Source organism: Absicoccus sp. (assembly GCF_034090965.1).
Classification (GTDB): domain Bacteria; phylum Bacillota_I; class Bacilli_A; order Erysipelotrichales; family Erysipelotrichaceae; genus Absicoccus; species Absicoccus intestinalis.
Genome location: NZ_JAXDRQ010000023.1, coordinates 1 through 19,019 on the forward strand (window position 1 = coordinate 1; position 19,019 = coordinate 19,019).

A 19,019-nucleotide genomic window follows, 5' to 3' on the forward strand; every position below is an offset into this window, starting at 1 on the left:
TCTTTCCTGATTGATAATCCAATACAGCTTGTAGCTTTTGTTCAAATGTATATTTGGCTTTTCGTCCCATAATAAAATCCCCCAAAAGCAGGGCAGTACATTTTGTGTATTTGTACTGTCTACTTTTAGGGGATCATATCACCATGCTTGAGCCTTTTTTTTATTCTAGGATAGCGCCAATATCAGCACCTTGTACTAATTTCGCATATCGTTTTAACCAACCTTCATTGATCTTTGGAGGTAAGATCTTTTGATGTTTCTTACGTTCAGCTAATACTTCATCACTGACTTGAACATTTAATTGATGTTCCGGAATATTCAATTCGATCATATCGCCTTCTTCAATTAAGCCAATTGGGCCACCACTGGCAGCTTCTGGAGCAATATGACCAACAGAAGCTCCACGACTGGCGCCCGAGAAACGACCATCGGTAATTAATGCAACGCTCTTGTCCAATCCCATACCAGCTAAAGCAGAAGTAGGATTCAACATTTCCCGCATACCAGGGCCACCTTTTGGACCTTCATAACGAATGACAACCACATCGCCTGCATGGATCTTACCTGCATAAATGGCTTGAATGGATTCATCTTCCGAATCAAAGACACGAGCCGGGCCGATGTGATGCATCATTTCAGGAGCACATGCAGAACGTTTTACGACAGCGCCTTTTGGACAGATATTACCATACAAGATCGCAATTCCACCATTTGAAGAATATGGATCATCAATTGGATGAATGATATTTTCATCTTTGTTGATGGCATATTTGGTATTTTCACCAACCGTTTTGCCCGTTACCGTCATACAATCTAGATCAATGAGATCCTTCTTTGATAATTCATGTAAGACAGCTTGTAAGCCACCTGCCATATTGAGATCTTGCATATGGGTAGGACCAGCCGGTGCTAGATGACAAAGATTTGGGGTCTTATCACTAAATTCATTAAAAGTAGATAGTTCCAAATTATATCCTGCTTCTTGGGCAATGGCCAATAAGTGCAAGACACTATTGGAAGAGCATCCTAAAGCCATATCGCAAGTTAATGCATTTTTGATGGAACGCTCATTGATGATATCTTTGATCTTGATATCTTTTTCCAACATATCCATCACGGCCATACCGGCATGTTTTGCGAGCAATAAACGCTTGTTGGATACAGCCGGAATCGTGCCATTTCCAGGCAGGGCAATACCCATGGCTTCGCATAGACAGGAAACACTGTTTGCGGTATACATACCAGCACAACTTCCACAACCCGGACATACACCCTGTTCATATTCTTCTAAGTCTTTATCATTAATCAAATTGGCTTTTCGTGCACCAACAGCTTCAAAGATTTTAGAAAGAGAAACTTCTTGGCCTTTGACATGTCCCGCTAACATTGGGCCACCTGTACATACAACCGTTGGCACATTGACACGCAAAGCACCCATGACCATTCCTGGAACGATCTTATCACAGCTTGGTACCAATACAAGGGCATCAAAACAATGGGCTTGTGCCATGGTTTCGACACTATCGGCAATTAATTCACGACTTGCCAAGGAATAATGCATACCTTTATGTCCCATCGCAATGCCATCACAAACGCCAATCGATGGCACAACAATTGGTGTACCACCACGCATGGCAACACCCATTTTGATGGCTTCAACTAGTTTATCCAAGTGGAAATGGCCAGGGACGATATCGCTTTTGGCAGAGACGATACCAACCAAAGGTTGATCCAATTCTTCTTTTGTATAACCCATCGCATAAAATAAACTTCGCATGGGTGCTTTTTCGACACCTTGTGTCACTTGTGCACTCTTTAACGTTTTTTTCATGTATAAACTCCTCATTATTCATCTTCATCGGTATCTACCGATTTTCTTGAAATGCCTGTAATACCGGTTCGACAGATTTCTTCAATGTGGTAACAATTCAGCATTTCCAATAAACCATCAATCTTTTCTGGCGCACCGGTCAATTCAATGATCATATTTTGTTTACTTAAAGAAATGATCTTACCACGATAAATATTGACGATTTCAATGATACCGGAACGATTGTTTTTATCACAGCTAACTTTTAATAGTAAAAGTTCACGAAATAAACTGGTGTCTTTATCCAATAAATACAATTCTTTTACGGGTTCCAGTTTTCTGGTTTGCGTCATGATTTGGGAAAGGGAAGTATCGTTTCCATCAAATACGACAGTAATTCGTGAAATTTTGGGATCATTGGTCGTTGATACAGTCAATGAATCGATGTTGAAGCCTCGTCGACCAAATAAACTTGCAATTCGAGTCAAAACATTCGATTGATTTTCGACAAATATACTTAAAACTTCTCGAGACATACTTTCACCTCTAATCCTTGATCATATCATCAATGGTTCCGCCATTTGGAATCATTGGCAATACACGTTCTTCTTTATCGATGTTGCAAGCAATCCAAACCGGACCATTGATCTTTAATGCTTTTTGGAAAGCATCTTTAAATTCATCCAGGGTGTTGCATGCAAAACCAGTAGCACCAAATCCTTCGGCAACTTTCACAAAATCGGTCTTTCGATTGAGTACAGTTTGGGAATAATGTTTATTGTAAAAAACGGTTTGCCATTGATAGACCATGCCGAGGACCTTATTATCCATGATGATCGTAATAATTGGCAAGTCATATGATACCGCGGTACATCCTTCGTTCAGATTCATATGGAAGGAACCATCGCCGGTAAAGTGGATCACACGCTTATCTGGATTGCCAACTTGTGCACCAATGGCCGCACCATAGCCAAATCCCATTGTACCAAGACCGCCACTGGTCAAAAAGCGATGGGTCTTATGATGACGTACATATTGAGCAGTCCACATTTGATGTTGACCAACATCCGTTACATAGATCGTATCTTTATCGGTTAGATCACAGGTAGCTTCGATCAATTCTTTTGGACGTAGCTTAGCCCCTTTCATGGGAACACGAACCGTTTTTTGATAAGAAGTGACTTGTTCCACCCATTCGGTATGTTTGCGTTCTTCAATTTTTGGCAATAAAGCCTGCAATACATCTTTCGTATCACCAATAATACTATAGTTGATCAAGACATTTTTATTGATTTCCGATGCATCAATATCAATTTGAATAATGGCTGCTTTGGGGGCAAATCGTTTTGGATTTAAAGCTACTCGATCAGAAAAACGTGTACCGATCGCAATGACTAGATCGGCTTGGTCAATGGCTTTATTGGCAGCAATGGTTCCATGCATCCCAATCAATCCTAAATTTTTTGGATCATCGCAATCAATGACACCAGCAGCCATCATTGTATACGTGGCAGGCATGTCCGCTTTCTGAATCAATTCATAGAGTTCATCACGAGCATCGCTAGCTTCTACACCACCGCCAAAATAAAGGACAGGTCGTTTACATGTATTGATGATTTTTGCAACCTGATTGATTTCTTTTTCTGAAAATTTTGGATGTGGTTCCAAAGGCAATGGTTTATGCGGCGTATAGTCCGTCGTAGCGGCTGTTACATCTTTGGTGATATCCACTAAAACAGGTCCTTTTCTGCCTTCATTGGCAATTCGGAACGCATTTCGTAAAGCATCGGCTAAATTCTCAATTTTATTTACGAAATAATTGTGTTTGGTGATTGGTAGGGTCACACCGGTAATACTGATTTCTTGGAATGAATCCCGACCAATCATGTTGTCGGATACGTTACATGTGATCGCAACCATGGGAATACTATCCATATAAGCGGTCGCAATACCTGTCACCAGGTTGGTTGCACCGGGACCACTGGTCGAAAACACAACTCCGGTTTTTCCAGTGCTTCGTGCATATCCATCGGCTGCATGGGCGGCTCCTTGCTCATGCGCAGTAATATAATGATGGATCTTATCTGAATAATCATATAAAGCGTCATAGACATTCAATGCAGCACCGCCTGGATACCCAAATACAGTGTCTACATTGTGTTCAAGCAAAACTTCCATGACAATTTGTGAACCTGTTCGTTTCATTGTTTTCCTCCCATTCGAAAATAGTAAACTTATTATAACGCTCGAATTCGTATAAAACAACCGGATGAAACTGCTTTCAGAAATAAAAATGAAAAAATGTGAAATATAGTGATTCTTTTATTGAAATGCAAATAATTTTCATTTATAATGCTCATATCGAGCGATGAACTGAAGTAGTAGTTTTCGATGTGCGATGTAGAGAGCAAGTGGTTGGTGAAAACTTGTACCGCTAGAAAATGAACTTGTCAGGGAGCAAGACGTATCTCGGCGTTATCGAGGATCGAGGGTTTCTATCGATGAAGATAGAAAAACTAAGGTGGTACCGCGTTTTTGACGTCCTTAGAATGGACGTCTTTTTTTTTATGAAGGAGGAACAAAACATGGACTATACCAAATATGGCAAAGAGTATTATTTACCCCCAGAACCTTGTTACGATTGGGTAAAGAAAGATTGTGTCGATCATGCACCGGCTTGGTGTAGCGTTGATTTGCGCGATGGCAATCAAGCGTTGATCATTCCCATGAGTTTGGAAGAAAAGATTCGTTATTTTAAAACATTGGTCCAAGTTGGATTCAAAGAAATAGAAGTCGGTTTTCCGGCTGCGAGTGAAACGGAATATGAATTCTGTCGTCGTTTGATTGAAGACAATTTGATTCCAGATGATGTCACAATTCAAGTGTTGATGCAAGCACGTCCTCATATCATTCGTAAAACATTTGAAGCGATTAAGGGCGCCAAACGAGCCATTGTGCATGTGTATAATTCCACTTCGGTTGCGCAGCGAGAACAAGTTTTCAAAAAATCAAAAGAAGAAGTGAAACAAATTGCGATCGATGGCGCCAAAATGTTGAAGGAATTAGCGCATGAAAGCGATGCAGACCTCACTTTTGAATATTCACCAGAAAGCTTTACCGGTACGGAACCAGAATATGCATTGGAAGTATGTAATGCGGTCATTGATATATGGGAACCAACCCCAGAACATAAAGTTATCATCAATTGTCCCGTAACAGTGGAAATGAGCATGCCTCATGTATATGCATGTCAAATTGAATATATGCATAAACACCTGAATCGGCGTGATTCAGTCATCTTATCTTTACATCCACACAATGACCGTGGAACAGGAATTGCTGATACGGAATTGGGATTATTGGCAGGCGCTGATCGAGTAGAAGGTACTTTATTTGGTAATGGTGAACGTACCGGAAATATCGATTTGATCACCGTGGCCATGAATATGTATGTATTAGGTATCGATCCAAAATTGGATTTCTCCAATTTACCAGAAGTTCGTGCTGTCTATGAAGATGTGACACGAATGAAAGTATATGATCGTGAACCTTACTCGGGTGATTTGGTCTTTGCGGCATTTTCTGGATCGCATCAAGATGCCATTGCGAAAGGCTTTGCGCATCATAAAGCCCATCCCGAACATTGGAATGTTCCCTATTTATTGATTGATCCAGCCGATATTGGTCGTCAATATGATCGTGATGTTATCCGTATCAATTCACAATCTGGTAAGAGTGGCATTGGCTTTGTTTTACAACAATATTATGGATATGATCTGCCAAAACAGTTCCGCCAAGAATTTGGTTATTATATCAAGGACATCAGTGATCATCGACATGCAGAATTGATGCCACATGAAATCAAAGATATTTTCGATCATGATTTCAACAATTTAAAATCACCACTGTTTGTATCGGATTATCACTTTATTCGCAAAAATAATAATGAATACCATGCCTATTTGGATGTGACATTTAAAGAGAAACAATATGATATTACTGGAAAAGGAAATGGCCGATTGGATGCCGTTGCGAATGCACTTCGTCATTTCTTAAAAATTGATTATGATATTGAAGATTATTCCGAACATGCTTTGAGCATTGGTTCGACTTCAAAGGCTTGTGCATATATTCAAATGACGGATGAAGATGGTGAACATCGATTCGGTGTGGGTGTGGATGATGATATCATCTTAGCTTCGATCTATGCATTGGTCAGTGCGATCAATCGATATTTTCGTGAAGGAAAGGGAGAAAAATAATATGGCAATGACAATGACCCAAAAGATCTTAGCGGCTCATGCAGGCTTAGATCATGTCGAAGCTGGTCAGTTGATCGAGGCAAATTTAGACTTGGTCATGGCCAATGATATCACTGGTCCCATGGCCTTACCAATCATTCAACAAATGGGTGGCCATGTATTTGACAAAGATAAAGTTGTTTTTGTACCTGATCATTTTACCCCAAATAAAGATATCAAGTCCGCCGAAAATGCGAAAGCCATCTTGGATTTTTCCATTCAAGAGAAACTGACACATAAATTGATCCAGGGAAAATGTGGTGTAGAACATGCGATCTTACCCGAATTAGGATTGACCTATGCCGGCCAATGTGTGATTGGTGCGGATTCACACACATGTACCTATGGGGCCTTGGGCGCTTTTTCTACGGGTGTTGGAACCACGGATATTGCCGCAGGCATGGTAACGGGACAGGCTTGGTTCAAGATTCCAACTGCCATTAAAATTTATTTACATGGAAAACCAAATCCGTATATAAGTGGGAAAGATGTCATCTTACATATTATTGGTGAAATTGGTGTCGATGGCGCCTTATATCGATCCATGGAATTTGTGGGACCTGGAGTTGCCCAATTAAGCATGGATGATCGTTTTACCATTTGTAATATGGCCATCGAAGCCGGCGCCAAAAATGGGATCTTCCCGGTGGATGATCAAACAATCGATTATATGAAACAAGCCGGTGTGCAAAATTACACCGTGTATGAAGCGGATGAAGATGCCAACTATGAACAAGTGGTTGATGTGGATCTGAGTCAGGTCCGTCCAACCGTGGCGTTCCCACATTTGCCAGGGAATGCCCACACGATCGATGAAGTTGAAGCCATGGAGCCAATCTATGTCGATCAAGTTGTGATTGGTTCTTGTACGAATGGTCGTATTTCGGATCTTAGAAAGGCAGCAGCCATCTTAAAAGGACATCAAGTGGCTGAAAATGTTCGTGTCATGGTTGTTCCAGCAACCCAAAAGATCTTCTTAGAATGTGTCCATGAAGGTTTGGTTGATATCTTTGTGGAAGCAGGATGTGCTTTCAATACGCCAAGTTGCGGACCTTGTATGGGTGGCCATATGGGTGTATTAGCGAAAGGCGAAAAATGTCTATCCACCACAAATCGTAACTTTGTTGGTCGTATGGGGGATGTTGGCTCTTTGATCTATCTGGCCAGTCCAGAAGTTGCAGCAGCAACCGCAATCAAAGGATATATTGCCAATCCTGAACGAATGGAGGAAGAAGAATGAATCAAGCACATGGAACGGTATTAAAATATGGTGATAATGTCGATACAGATGTCATTATTCCGGCGCGGTATTTAAACTCTTTTGATGCGAAAGAATTGGCCAGCCATGCGATGGTTGATATTGATCCTACCTTTACCAAACGTGTAAAACCAGGAGATATCTTGGTTGCACGAAAGAATTTTGGTTGTGGATCCAGTCGTGAACATGCACCTTTGGCATTAAAAACTGCCGGTATTTCTTGTATCATTGCGGATAGTTTTGCTCGCATCTTTTATCGGAATGCGATCAATATTGGTTTATCGATCCTAGAATGTCCTCAAGCAGCTAAAGCCATCCAAGAAGGGGATGAAGTACAAGTTGACTTTGATTCCGGGATCATTACGGATATTACGACCAATCAAACGTTTCAGGCTGTACCATTTCCACCTTTTATGCAAGAATTGATCGCACAAGGTGGTCTGGTCAATTATGTCAATCAAAAGGGGAATCGGTAATATGGAAAAACGAATTGCGATCGTACGTGGCGATTATATTGGTCCCGAAATTGTCAGTGAGGCCATGAAAGTTTTACGTTGTATCGAAACAAAATATGATCATACTTTTATTTATGATGAAGTCTTAGCAGGCGGTGCTGCCATAGATGCGACGGGAGAATGCTTGCCACAAATTTCCATTGATGCATTAAAACAAGCTGATGCGGTTTTATTAGGAGCGGTTGGTGGTCCGAAATATGATAGTCAACCAGCCAATAATCGTCCGGAAAAAGCGTTATTGCGGATTCGTAGTTTACTGGGCTTGTTTGCGAATCTACGCCCTGCTATTCTGTTTCCGCAATTGGCCGATGCGAGTCCTTTAAAACCGGAAATTGTGCAAAAGGGTATTGATTTTGTCGTTGTCCGTGAATTAACAGGTGGTATCTATTTTGGCAAGCATGAAACCATTGGGAATCGTGCTGTCGATGAAATGGCTTATAGTGTCGATGAGATCAAGCGCATTGCGAAAGTTGCTTTTGAAACAGCACAAGTTCGTCATCATAAGGTAACTTGTGTCGATAAGGCCAATGTATTGGATACTTCCAAGTTATGGCGTAAAGTGGTTCAAGAATTAGCAAAAGAATATCCCGATGAGACTTTGAATTTTATGTATGTGGATAATGCAGCCATGCAGTTATGCAAAGATCCAAGTCAATTTGATGTGATCCTTACCGAAAACATGTTTGGCGATATCTTAAGCGATGAAGCCAGTATGTTAACGGGAACCATTGGTACCATTGGTTCGGCTTCTTTGGGATCAACTTCCATCGGCATGTATGAACCTATTCATGGTTCAGCGCCTGATATTGCGGGCAAAGATATGGCCAATCCTTTAGGAACCATCTTGTCGGTGGCGATGATGATGCGTTATTCTTTCCATTTGGAAAAAGAAGCAAAAGATATCGAAAAGGCAGTCCATGCCATCTTAGATCAAGGCTATCGTACAGCGGATATGATGAGCAAAGGAATGAAACAAGTAGGTTGTCAGGAAATGGGCGACTTGGTTGTGAAACAAATTGAAAATAATTGAAAATAATCTGAAAACACCCGTTGACGCGCCATTTCAATGGGTGTATTTTAATTAAGTAATATATATAGGAGGCAGATTTATATGGAGAAGCAAAATATAGATTGGAGCGCACTCGATTTTAGTTATAGAGAAACCGATAAAAGCTACGTATCCAATTTTAAGAATGGAAAATGGGATGATGGTGTTTTAACATCGGATCATACCATCACAATGTCTGAATGTGCAGGTGTCTTACAATATTCGCAATCTGTATTTGAAGGAATGAAGGCATATACTACAGCAGATGGCCGAATTGTTACATTCCGTCCAGATCAGAATGCGAAACGGATGTATGATTCTGCAAAACGTTTGGAGATGCCACCATTTCCACAAGATCGTTTTGTGCAGGCGGTATTAGAAACCATCAAAGCCAATGAAAGTTGGGTACCCCCTTATGGTTCCGGTGCTACTTTATATATTCGTCCTTACATGTTTGGTTCCAGCGCTGTAATTGGTGTTGCACCTGCTGAAGAATATCAGTTCCGTATCCTAACTACACCTGTAGGTCCTTATTTTAAAGGTGGGGCAAAACCCATTCGTTTAAAATTAGCGGAATATGATCGTGCAGCTCCTCGTGGAACGGGTCATATCAAAGCGGGATTAAACTATGCGATGTCTTTGCATGCGATCGTGCAAGCTCATAAAGAAGGATTCAATGAAAATTTGTATCCAGATTCCCGAACACGTACATTGGTTGAAGAAACAGGTGGCGCCAATATCATCTTTATTAAAGGCGATACCTTTGTGACCGTAAAATCGCCAACGATTTTACCTTCTGTCACTCGTCGTTCTTTGGAATATGTTGCAGAACATTATCTAGGATTGAAAGTCGAAGAACGCGAAATTCCTTTAACAGAATTACCAGAATTCGATGAATGTGGTCTTTGCGGAACGGCTGCCGTCATTAGTCCTGTGGGATCTGTCACCAATACGGTGAGCGGTGAAGAAGTTGTCTTTAAATCGGGCATGGAAAAAATGGGTCCTACGATCCAGAAACTGTATGATACATTGACAGGTATCCAAATGGGTACTATTGAAGCCCCAGAAGGATGGATCTTTGAAGTAAAATAAGAAAGAAAGGTCTTGAGATCGTCTCAAGATCTTTTTTTTCGCGTAAAAAAAGAAATGCGAAGATGCATTTCTTTAATTGGTAACCAATTTGACTTTATTTTTGATTTGTTTCGTCATATAAATATTATATTTTTTGGTTTTCAGATCGGGTGTTTCATAGGGTGAATGATCTTTATCAAAGATCCAGATGGCTTGGATACCTTCTTTTTTGGCTAGGGCTTTTCCTTGTTCATAATCCAAACAGAAAAGGGAAGTACTTAAGCCATCCGCTTTTCCGGAATCGTTGGTAATGACTGTGACACTTCGACATTGACTGGCTGGATAGCCGGTATCGGGATCAATGATATGGGCATATCGTTTGCCATTAACCGTATAATATCGTTGATAGTCACCACTTGTGACAATGGTCTTATTTTCATCGGTTTCAAAAGAAACCACCGAATTCTGACTGTCAGGATCTTGAATACCAATGGTCCAGTTTGACCCGTCTGGTTTTGGCCCTAATAAGACAACATTTCCGCCGGCATTGATAAAGCCATTGTGAAGGCCTGCTTTATTCAAGGCTTTTTTGGCTAACTGAGTCGTGTATCCTTTGGCAATTCCACCTAAATCGATCATCATGTCAGGATCGGTAAAAGCAATCTGATTGCCATTGATCTGGATCTTATCCGTACCACCATGGCATAATGCTGTTTGGATTTCTGTATTCGATGGCAATTGACCATCTTTTCCTTCATCATTGCGCTTGATTCCTTCTTCGCGATAGGTATGCCACACGTCCATCACGTTGCCATAGCTGATATCAAATTTGGGACAAATTTCATGGATTTGTAGAGCCAATCGGATGCAATCCATGGTCGTATCATCTACGCTGACAGGGTGTGAGCCAGCTTCGTGATTAATGGTATAAATATTGTTGATTCCTTTATAGGCATGATATTGGTCAAATCGTTTATTATTTTCTCGAAATACTTGTTTTAAGATCTTGGTGTATTTCGCAAAATCTTCTTGGGAACATTGGGCTTGAAACGTGATGGAGGTGTCAAAACCAACATCGGTCAGGGTAATGCTTTGTTGATCTTGTTGGGTTTCTTGACGGGATTGGATGAAAAAAATAACAGATATGATCAATAACAGGAAGCAAGAAGAGAGGATCAACCAGCTTTTTATATTCTTTTTCATGGGGTCATTATAGCTTTTTTGATGGTTTTTGTCGATTGTAAAAGCTTGAACTCCCTGAAAAAATGGATTAATATTAATTTTGATTATAGGAAGGAGAGAAATAGGTCTATGTCATTGTTTTTAGGATCTATGAGGCAACATATCCCTGGACATAAAGAAATGACAGAAAAATCTGATGTTTTGCGTTTGATGCCAAAACAAAATGTATACATTCCATTGGTGCATGGTCGTAGTACAGATAAAGATTTTAATGTCTTAGTGGCTGAGGGAGATGCCGTAAAGGTTGGAACAAAACTTGCTGAAACCAAAGGTGGTTTATATGTTCCAATTTATTCCAGTGTTTCAGGAACATATAAGGGTACACAAAAGCGTATGCACAATTCCATGCGTCCCCAAGTTCATATGGTGATTGAAGCAGATGGAAAACAGGAAAGTGTCCAAGCTTTTGAACCACAAGACTATACCAAATTAAGTCGTCAAGAGTGTGTTGATTTTGTTCAGAAAGCAGGAATTATTGGTCTGGGAGGTGCTGGATTCCCCACATATGTAAAGTATGGAAAGCCTAACGGTGTCGATGTTGTTTTGATCAATGCCGTTGAATGTGAGCCATTTATTACAGCCGATTATCGAAATGTTATGGATGATCCACAAGATCTTGTGACTGGTTGTCTGATCATGAAGAAGATGGCTGAAGTGGATCAAGTATATATTTGTATCAAAGAATCTCACCCTGATTTGATCGAACAAGTAAGAAAGGCTTGTGCCAATGTACAAGGTGTTGATGTGCGTCCCGTCCCAGATGTATACCCAATGGGTTGGGAACGTGTATTAGTTCGTGAAGTCCTTCATAAAGAATATGGTAATTTACCTGCGGAAGCTGGTGCAATTGTCGATAATGCGACAACAGCGATTGCGATGGCGCAGGCTTTTACGCGTGGTCAAGCCATTACGGAAAAGACGGTCACAATCAGTGGAGATGGAATCAAAAAGCCAAGCAATGTTCGTGTTCCCGTTGGTATGCCCGTTAATGAGATCATTGAAGCTTGTGGTGGATATAGCGGCGATAGCGTACGTTTGATTGCAGGTGGGCCTATGATGGGGAAAACCTTGATCAAAGATGAATTCGTCATTGATCGTGCGATGAATGCCATCACGGTATTAAAACATGTCGAAGATGATGCCATTGAATGTTTACGTTGTGGACGTTGTTCGGATCATTGTCCAGCCGGTTTGCAACCGGTTCGTATCAGTATGGCCGTAAAAGCCAATGATGTGGATGAAATGATCAAACGTGGTGCATCGAGCTGTATTGAATGTGGTCTTTGTACTTATGTTTGTCCAAGCCACATCAATGTAACCGAAAATGTGCGAAAGGCAAAACGAGTCATTGCCTTGAAGAAGAAATAGGGAGGGCCAGTTATGAAGTTGAATTTTCATGTCAGTCCAAGTCTGAGAGGTCCTTTAACGACACAACGAATTATGAAGGAATTAACTTGTGGCTTGTTGATCATCTTTGTCTTGGCAGTTATTAATTATACACATTTATATGGAAGTGCCTATGGACTCCAATGTGTTTGGATCTTAGCTTGTTCTTTGGTCACAATGTTTATTTGTGAATATTTATTTGCGAAGATTCGCAAAAGAGATCCGAAAAAAGAAATCAAGCATAGTTTTGGATGGGTTACTGCCATTATTTTGGCTTTGATGATGCCGGTTTCTGTGCCATTGTATGCCGTTATCGTATCGACCATTTTTGCTATTGTATTCGCAAAAATGATCTTTGGTGGATTTGGCCATAATATCTTTAACCCCGCAGCTGTCGGTCGTGCCGTTATCTTTGCCTCTTTTACAGGAGCAACGACCGATTTAGTAACAAGTGCAACACCAACGGCCTATATCAACAATACTTACGGTTGGTTACCTGCCAATGAAAATGTATTGGATGCTTTCTTACAGAATTATGGTGGATGGAAAGGCTTATTCCTAGGAACCTATCCTGGTGCTTTAGGTGAAACATTTACCTTAGCAATCGTGATCATTGGTATTTTCTTGATCGTGCGTAAGATCATTGATTGGCGTGTTCCCGTTGTCTATTTAGGTACGATCTTTGTGATGACTGCGATCATCGCGATCATTACAGGTATTGGTCCTTATCACGGTATTCCTGGTTTCTTATGGTATCCTGTTCTTCATTTATTATTGGGTGGTGTTGTATTTGGTGCATTCTTCATGTTGACGGATCCTGTTACTTCACCAACGAGTGCAGCAGGTCGTACGATTTTTGCCCTGGGTGCTGGTATTTTGACTGTTTTGATTCGTATGACTGGAAACTTGCCAGAAGGATGTCTCTATTCCATCTTATTGATGAACATGATGACACCATTGATCGAAAGTGCTTTGGATGGAAAACAATTGGATATTCTCAAAAAGGCAAAACATGGTTTTATCTATCTTTGCATCGTTGGTTTGGCCTTGACGATTTTTGCGGCTTGTAAAGTACATCCAGTCACAAATCCAAAAGGCGAATCAGAAGCCAAAGTTGTTGAACAAACGGAGGTGGATATTCTATGAATAAGATTGCTCATTTAACGATATTCTTGTCTGTTATTTCGGCAATTGCTGGTGGAGCATTGGCATGGGCCAATAATATGACAGCTCCGGTCATTGCTGCAAACAATTTAAAACAAGAAAAAGAATCATTACAAGAAATGTATCCTGAAGCAAGTTTGAATGATTTCAAACAAGTAAAATTCAAATCGGATTCAACGACGATCAAAAAAATCTATTCTTATAAAGATAAAGTGATCTTTAATATGTCTGTCAGTGGATATAAAGATGGAACGACTTTCTTAGTTTCGATCAATAAAGAGGATGGCAAAATTGATAAATATTTGGGATTAAGCAATGGAGACACCAAAGGCTTAGGATCCAAAGTGCTGGATAAGCCATTCCAGAAAAGTTTGGAAGGTAAGAAAGCTAGCGATCAATTGGATACGATTTCTGGTGCCACCATTTCTTCCAGCGCCGTTACGGCCGGTATCAATGAAGCGGCCGGTTATGTAAAAGATGTAAAGTGAAAGGAGAATCGGTATGAGTAAATTTCAAAGTTTCAAAAACGGACTTTTAAGAGAAAATCCGGTATTCTCTTTGTTCTTAGGTATTTGTTCTACTCTAGCTATCACAACTTCTGTAGATAATGCGATTGGTATGGGTACCGCTGTTATTTTCGTATTGATCATGTCCAATGTGATCATTTCATTATTGCGTAATATCATTCCTGATGAAGTGCATATTCCTGTCTATATCGTCATCATCGCAACTTTGGTTAAGATCGTTCAAATGATGATCGAAGCGTATGCGCCAGCATTGAATCAAAGTTTGGGTGTATTCATTCCTTTGATCGTTGTCAACTGTATCATCTTAGGTCGTGCAGAAGCCTATGCTTGTGATCATGGACCTTTGGATTCAGCCTTGGATGGTCTTGGTATGGGATTGGGATATACCTTAGCTGTATTATCAATGAGTTTGATTCGTGAGATCATTTCTACGGGTGGTTTTAAGATTTCGAACCCATTAAATACATCACAAGTATTCGTGAATGTAAAATTCTTCTCTGACTCTTGGACAATTAGTATGTTCTCCATGCCTGTGGGTGCATTCATCACATTTGCTTGTTTAGCTGCATTTGTTGCTTGGTACAAAGATCATGCGAGCAAAAAGGAACAAGCTACTGCAAAGGAGGCTAAATAATCATGGCTGAATTATTTGGATTATTATTTACCAGTTTGATCATCAATAACGTCATCTTGACACAATTCTTAGGTATGTGCCCATTTATGGGTGTTAGTAAGAAACGTTCCAGTGCGTTAGGTATGGGTGTTGCGGTTGTCTTCGTTATTGTAGTAGCAGCCATTGTGACTTATGGTCTATATTATCTTGTTCTAGTACCATTGGGACTTGAATTCATGGATTTGATCACCTTTATCTTGGTTATTGCCTCTTTGGTACAATTGACAGAAATGTTTATCAAAAAAACAAGTCCCACATTATACAAGAGCTTAGGTGTCTATCTTCCATTGATCACAACCAACTGTGTGGTATTGAATGTATGTTTGGTCAACATTCAAAAGTTATATGATTTCCCACATATGTTGATGTATTCCATTGGTACACCTCTTGGCTTTGCTTTGGTGTTGTATATTTTCTCTACCATTCGTGAACGTTTGGAATTGAGTGATGTGCCTGAATTCTTTAAAGGAAATCCTATCGCATTGATTTGCGCGGCCATTATGTCTATGGCATTTACGGCATTTGCAGGAGTAATTTAATGCGAATCATTGCTGGCATCCTCTTTGTAGGTGCCTTGGTTGCCATCTATATTTGGGCATATCTCAATAATAAAAAGACCCCGTTGCCAAAGGGGTGTGAAAATTTAAAAGCCGATTGTGATGGATGTAAATTAGTTTCTTGCTCTTTACATCCTGATCATGGCAAGAAAAAGGAGGAAATCTAATGGGTACAGCGATCGTTATGATGCTGATTCTTGGTGCGATCCTAGGACTTGGTCTAGGCATTGCGGACAGCAAGTTAAAAGTCGAAGTAGACGAACGTGTTGAACATGTGACGGGAATGCTTCCAGGATATAATTGTGGTGGTTGTGGCTATCCAGGTTGTTCAGGATTTGCAGAAGGCATGGTTTCTGGTGAAGCCGATCATTGGCTATGCAAACCTTCAAAGCCAGACCAAAAAGCAGCCATCATCCAGTATTTGGAAGAAACACCGGGTCCTGATGGAAATACCATTCATGTAAAACCTTAAGCTCATGTTTTTTTGTACAGAAACACATTGTGTTTCTGTATTTTTTTATTCTTATAGGTTGTTGCATTTATTATGATAATTTATCCATAAAAAAACGCGACTATTGTCGCATTTTATGATTTTTTATAGTTGCGGATCCATTCTTCAATTTGTTCACGATCCGGGTCGATATAGATGGTTTTATAGGATTTCATGGTCACAAATCCAACCGGAGCACCTGGTACTTTTTTTAATTGACTGACTGGGCAGTAATCCACAGGAACAGAACTGGACATCTGTCCTTTGGAAAAATAAGCAGCTAACATTGCACACATACGAATCAAAGTTTCATCGGGTCGTTCACATTTACATAAAACATGGGAGCCATGATAGTCTTTGACATGAAACCAAACATCTTTTTTTCGTGATAAATGATGGGTAATGTAGTTATTCTGTAAATTGTTTTTGCCAATGTAGATATCTATATCTTTGACTTGTAGATGCAATACATTGGGCTTATTTTTATGCTTAGCTTGTTTGCGAGAGCGTTTGTGCATCATGACATGGGCATTGATCAATTCTTGGCGTATTTCGAGCGCATCGGTCACATTGCAATGTTGAAGTTGTTCATGCAGCTGTTCAAAATAATCAATTTCTTTTTTACAGGCTTCGATCTGTTCTTGCAAGATCGATTGCGAACGTTTCATTTTATGATATTTCTGATAATATTTATTCGCATTTCCTTTGATGTCTAAGCGCATATCAATAGGAATGCTCACATCTTGACCGGTTTCAAAATCAGGCACATGGACCACTTTTTCTTTTTTGATCTGATGCATGTACGCAAATAAAAGATCACCATATTGTTGATATTTTTTATAATCATAAGATTTTTCTAAACTCATCTGTAATTTAGGTAATTTTTTCTTCGCTTTTTTTAATTCCTTATCGACCGTACGAAAAACATCGCCGCATTGTTCTTTGATGCGAATTTGTTGTTCATTGGCCTGATACAAATGATCCAATCCAATCATCAGTGGATACACTTCTGCTTTTTGGTGAAGATGCGTCAACTCAATGCAATGATAATCATGTGGATATACATAAAGCGATCGACTATTCAATACTTCCTTCAAAATATCTGCGTAGGCTTGTCCATTTGCCATGCGAAATTGGAATTCTTTTGATAATAAAGGGGAAAAGCCATAAATTTGATCCACGAAACTGGTATCCATATCGACCTGTGTGACTTCGGTCGGATTCACTTTTTGTACTTGTTTAGGCAAGACATAGGTGGCACCCGGATGAATGGTCCGTTTGGCATTTTCATAAACGGGGATGCGTTTTAGCGCATCGATGATAATACCTTCTTGATTGACCAAGATCATATTGGCATATTTACCCATGCATTCTACATATAATCTGTTTTGGGTATAATCACCCAATTCATTTCGGCATTGTAGATGAAAACAGAGAACACGGTCATAATGAATTTGTTCAATGGATTCGATCATACATTGTGCACATTGTTTGCGTAATACCATCACAAAGTTTGTTGGTTGGCTCTGTGATGTTTCCGTTTTTTGGGTAATGTAAATACGATTGGTATTAGAATGAACATTGCATACCAATCGAATGGTTCCTGCATTTTTTGTATGTAGTTGAAAAACGATTTCTTCATCGCTTAAATTTTGAATTTTGTTTAATTTACAAGGACAATAGGTTTGTAGCTGTTTGGTGATAGTAAAAAGTAATAAACCATCCATTGCCATAAGATCACCTCGCTAGTCCATATTCTAGCATATTGACAAAATCTTTGACAGACTTATTGTTCATGATACAATAGGAGAAAGAAATGGCTTTAAATTTGGGAGAATTTGCATGAAACGTGGATTATTGATTATATTGAGTGGACCAAGTGGTGTTGGTAAGGGTACAATTCGTAAATATTTTGAAAATGACGAACGATTGAACCTTGCCTATTCAACTTCAATGACAACGCGAAGCCCACGTCAAGGTGAAAAAGATGGTGTCGATTATTTCTTTACGACGAAAGAAAAATTTGAAGAAGCCATAAAAAAGGGAGAGTTGTTGGAGTATGCCGAATTTGTGGGCAACTATTATGGAACACCTTTAAACGAAGTAGAACGGTTACGCAATGAAGGAAAGAATGTTCTGCTTGAAATCGAGGTACAGGGTGCAACACAAGTCCAAAAACGCTGTCCAGATGCTTTAAGCATTTTTATCATTCCACCATCTATGGATGAGTTAGAACGTCGTATTCGTGGTCGTCGCAGTGAGCCAGAAGAAATCATCCAGCAACGCTTGGCAAAGGCTAGTCATGAAATGAAAATGATTCCAAATTATAAGTATATTGTTTGTAATGATGATCCAAAATTAGCAGCCGAATTGATCGAGACGATCATCTTACGACATATGGAATTGGAAGAGAACAAATAGAAGCTTGCAGTTTATTGGAAACTGTGTTATAAAGTAGCTATACGTTAAGAAGGAGTGGGTAAAACCACTCCTTCCTTTTGGAAGGGAGATTCTACATGGATGATCTAAAACAATGGGTCGAACCAATTTTAGCTGAAAATGGATGTCGTTTATATGCACTAGAATGGTTGACCAATGAAAAACCACCGTTACTTCGTATTTCCATCGAAAAGCTGGATGGTCCAGTTGATTTAGATACCTGTGCTATATGTAGTGATGCGATTGGTACAATGCTGGATGCCAAAGATTGGTATGCATCGGAGTATAATTTAGAAGTATGTTCGCCAGGAGCGGAACATGAATTAACAACGGATGAACAAATTCAAGCAGCGATTGGTTCGTATGTCTATGTGAAACTAAAAGATCCAAAACAAGGTATGGATCATGTATTTGGTGATTTGATTTCAGCCAATACAGAATTGATCGTAATTTCGTACAATGTCAAGGGTAGGAAGAAAAAATTCGAAATAGACCGTTCGAATCTCGCATTGATCATGACAGCAGTAAAGGTATAGGA

Annotated in this window: 19 protein-coding genes and 1 other annotated feature; of the genes, 14 read left to right on the forward strand and 5 right to left on the reverse strand. The window is 39.8% G+C overall.

The genetic code is table 11. From position 1 onward, the window contains the following. Positions 1–160: 160 nt before the first annotated feature. From ilvD to ilvB, 3 genes are read right to left on the reverse strand one after another with little or no spacing between them, the layout of a single operon-like run. Positions 161–1,831, reverse strand: coding sequence for a dihydroxy-acid dehydratase (gene ilvD, locus SOS22_RS03170; protein WP_320324990.1), 1,671 nt, complete (start codon positions 1,829–1,831; stop codon positions 161–163). A gap of 14 nt (positions 1,832–1,845) precedes the next feature. Next, positions 1,846–2,346, reverse strand: a complete 501-nt coding sequence (ilvN, locus tag SOS22_RS03175; RefSeq protein ID WP_320324991.1) for an acetolactate synthase small subunit — start codon at positions 2,344–2,346, stop codon at positions 1,846–1,848. Between the two features lie 10 nt (positions 2,347–2,356). Next, complete coding sequence (gene ilvB / locus SOS22_RS03180) at positions 2,357–4,015, reverse strand: biosynthetic-type acetolactate synthase large subunit (protein WP_320596295.1); 1,659 nt, start codon at positions 4,013–4,015, stop codon at positions 2,357–2,359. A gap of 154 nt (positions 4,016–4,169) precedes the next feature. Then, positions 4,170–4,359 (forward strand) — a binding site (T-box leader). A 36-nt stretch (positions 4,360–4,395) separates the two neighbouring features. On the opposite strand from ilvB, the gene SOS22_RS03185 reads away from it, so the two are divergent. From SOS22_RS03185 to SOS22_RS03205, 5 genes are all read left to right on the forward strand, one after another. Further along, a complete protein-coding gene (locus SOS22_RS03185) occupies positions 4,396–6,072 on the forward strand; it encodes a 2-isopropylmalate synthase (protein WP_320324993.1) in 1,677 nt (558 codons plus the stop codon). Between the two features lies 1 nt (position 6,073). Then, entirely contained in the window at positions 6,074–7,351 is a 1,278-nt protein-coding gene (gene leuC / locus SOS22_RS03190; protein WP_320596296.1) for a 3-isopropylmalate dehydratase large subunit, read from the forward strand. Continuing rightward, positions 7,348–7,845, forward strand: coding sequence for a 3-isopropylmalate dehydratase small subunit (locus tag SOS22_RS03195; protein ID WP_320324995.1), 498 nt, complete (start codon positions 7,348–7,350; stop codon positions 7,843–7,845). Before leuC ends, SOS22_RS03195 begins: the two co-directional genes overlap by 4 nt. 1 nt (position 7,846) lies before the next feature. Next, entirely contained in the window at positions 7,847–8,914 is a 1,068-nt protein-coding gene (gene leuB, locus SOS22_RS03200) for a 3-isopropylmalate dehydrogenase (RefSeq protein WP_320596329.1), read from the forward strand. A gap of 81 nt (positions 8,915–8,995) precedes the next feature. Then, the gene (locus SOS22_RS03205) at positions 8,996–10,024 is read left to right on the forward strand and encodes a branched-chain amino acid aminotransferase (RefSeq protein WP_320324997.1); all 1,029 of its coding nucleotides are present in this window, start codon (positions 8,996–8,998) and stop codon (positions 10,022–10,024) included. 72 nt (positions 10,025–10,096) lie between these two features. Here the strand turns inward: SOS22_RS03205 and SOS22_RS03210 are convergent, their stop codons facing one another. Next, on the reverse strand, positions 10,097–11,206 hold the full coding sequence (locus tag SOS22_RS03210) for an FAD:protein FMN transferase (protein ID WP_320596297.1): 1,110 nt from the start codon (positions 11,204–11,206) through the stop codon (positions 10,097–10,099). A 108-nt stretch (positions 11,207–11,314) separates the two neighbouring features. On the opposite strand from SOS22_RS03210, the gene SOS22_RS03215 reads away from it, so the two are divergent. From SOS22_RS03215 to SOS22_RS03245, 7 genes are read left to right on the forward strand one after another with little or no spacing between them, the layout of a single operon-like run. Next, on the forward strand, positions 11,315–12,613 hold the full coding sequence (locus SOS22_RS03215) for an RnfABCDGE type electron transport complex subunit C (RefSeq protein ID WP_320596298.1): 1,299 nt from the start codon (positions 11,315–11,317) through the stop codon (positions 12,611–12,613). Between the two features lie 12 nt (positions 12,614–12,625). Further along, positions 12,626–13,777: an RnfABCDGE type electron transport complex subunit D gene (locus SOS22_RS03220; RefSeq protein ID WP_320325000.1), complete on the forward strand. Its 1,152-nt coding sequence runs from the start codon at positions 12,626–12,628 to the stop codon at positions 13,775–13,777. Beyond that, positions 13,774–14,283, forward strand: a complete 510-nt coding sequence (locus tag SOS22_RS03225) for an FMN-binding protein (protein WP_320325001.1) — start codon at positions 13,774–13,776, stop codon at positions 14,281–14,283. Before SOS22_RS03220 ends, SOS22_RS03225 begins: the two co-directional genes overlap by 4 nt. 13 nt (positions 14,284–14,296) lie before the next feature. Further along, positions 14,297–14,956 (forward strand): electron transport complex subunit E, encoded by a 660-nt coding sequence (locus tag SOS22_RS03230; protein ID WP_320325002.1) that lies wholly within the window; start codon positions 14,297–14,299, stop codon positions 14,954–14,956. Between the two features lie 2 nt (positions 14,957–14,958). Beyond that, positions 14,959–15,534, forward strand: a complete 576-nt coding sequence (locus tag SOS22_RS03235) for an electron transport complex protein RnfA (protein ID WP_320325003.1) — start codon at positions 14,959–14,961, stop codon at positions 15,532–15,534. Continuing rightward, positions 15,534–15,719 (forward strand): hypothetical protein, encoded by a 186-nt coding sequence (locus SOS22_RS03240; RefSeq protein WP_320325004.1) that lies wholly within the window; start codon positions 15,534–15,536, stop codon positions 15,717–15,719. Before SOS22_RS03235 ends, SOS22_RS03240 begins: the two co-directional genes overlap by 1 nt. Next, positions 15,719–16,024: a (Fe-S)-binding protein gene (locus tag SOS22_RS03245; RefSeq protein WP_173445950.1), complete on the forward strand. Its 306-nt coding sequence runs from the start codon at positions 15,719–15,721 to the stop codon at positions 16,022–16,024. Before SOS22_RS03240 ends, SOS22_RS03245 begins: the two co-directional genes overlap by 1 nt. Before the next feature lie 113 nt (positions 16,025–16,137). Here the strand turns inward: SOS22_RS03245 and SOS22_RS03250 are convergent, their stop codons facing one another. After that, a complete protein-coding gene (locus SOS22_RS03250) occupies positions 16,138–17,775 on the reverse strand; it encodes an NFACT family protein (protein ID WP_320596300.1) in 1,638 nt (545 codons plus the stop codon). 109 nt (positions 17,776–17,884) lie between these two features. On the opposite strand from SOS22_RS03250, the gene gmk reads away from it, so the two are divergent. Together gmk and rimP are read left to right on the forward strand one after the other, a co-directional pair. After that, complete coding sequence (gene gmk, locus SOS22_RS03255; RefSeq protein WP_320325006.1) at positions 17,885–18,463, forward strand: guanylate kinase; 579 nt, start codon at positions 17,885–17,887, stop codon at positions 18,461–18,463. Between the two features lie 95 nt (positions 18,464–18,558). Further along, positions 18,559–19,017 (forward strand): ribosome maturation factor RimP, encoded by a 459-nt coding sequence (rimP, locus tag SOS22_RS03260; RefSeq protein WP_320325007.1) that lies wholly within the window; start codon positions 18,559–18,561, stop codon positions 19,015–19,017. Positions 19,018–19,019: the final 2 nt, after the last annotated feature.

Coding starts and splice junctions, on each gene's coding strand:
- ilvD (WP_320324990.1), bottom strand. CDS start 1,831: ATGAAAAAAACGTTAAAGAGTGCACAAGTGACACAAGGTGTCGAAAAA.
- ilvN (WP_320324991.1), bottom strand. CDS start 2,346: ATGTCTCGAGAAGTTTTAAGTATATTTGTCGAAAATCAATCGAATGTT.
- ilvB (WP_320596295.1), bottom strand. CDS start 4,015: ATGAAACGAACAGGTTCACAAATTGTCATGGAAGTTTTGCTTGAACAC.
- SOS22_RS03185 (WP_320324993.1), top strand. CDS start 4,396: ATGGACTATACCAAATATGGCAAAGAGTATTATTTACCCCCAGAACCT.
- leuC (WP_320596296.1), top strand. CDS start 6,074: ATGGCAATGACAATGACCCAAAAGATCTTAGCGGCTCATGCAGGCTTA.
- SOS22_RS03195 (WP_320324995.1), top strand. CDS start 7,348: ATGAATCAAGCACATGGAACGGTATTAAAATATGGTGATAATGTCGAT.
- leuB (WP_320596329.1), top strand. CDS start 7,847: ATGGAAAAACGAATTGCGATCGTACGTGGCGATTATATTGGTCCCGAA.
- SOS22_RS03205 (WP_320324997.1), top strand. CDS start 8,996: ATGGAGAAGCAAAATATAGATTGGAGCGCACTCGATTTTAGTTATAGA.
- SOS22_RS03210 (WP_320596297.1), bottom strand. CDS start 11,206: ATGAAAAAGAATATAAAAAGCTGGTTGATCCTCTCTTCTTGCTTCCTG.
- SOS22_RS03215 (WP_320596298.1), top strand. CDS start 11,315: ATGTCATTGTTTTTAGGATCTATGAGGCAACATATCCCTGGACATAAA.
- SOS22_RS03220 (WP_320325000.1), top strand. CDS start 12,626: ATGAAGTTGAATTTTCATGTCAGTCCAAGTCTGAGAGGTCCTTTAACG.
- SOS22_RS03225 (WP_320325001.1), top strand. CDS start 13,774: ATGAATAAGATTGCTCATTTAACGATATTCTTGTCTGTTATTTCGGCA.
- SOS22_RS03230 (WP_320325002.1), top strand. CDS start 14,297: ATGAGTAAATTTCAAAGTTTCAAAAACGGACTTTTAAGAGAAAATCCG.
- SOS22_RS03235 (WP_320325003.1), top strand. CDS start 14,959: ATGGCTGAATTATTTGGATTATTATTTACCAGTTTGATCATCAATAAC.
- SOS22_RS03240 (WP_320325004.1), top strand. CDS start 15,534: ATGCGAATCATTGCTGGCATCCTCTTTGTAGGTGCCTTGGTTGCCATC.
- SOS22_RS03245 (WP_173445950.1), top strand. CDS start 15,719: ATGGGTACAGCGATCGTTATGATGCTGATTCTTGGTGCGATCCTAGGA.
- SOS22_RS03250 (WP_320596300.1), bottom strand. CDS start 17,775: ATGGCAATGGATGGTTTATTACTTTTTACTATCACCAAACAGCTACAA.
- gmk (WP_320325006.1), top strand. CDS start 17,885: ATGAAACGTGGATTATTGATTATATTGAGTGGACCAAGTGGTGTTGGT.
- rimP (WP_320325007.1), top strand. CDS start 18,559: ATGGATGATCTAAAACAATGGGTCGAACCAATTTTAGCTGAAAATGGA.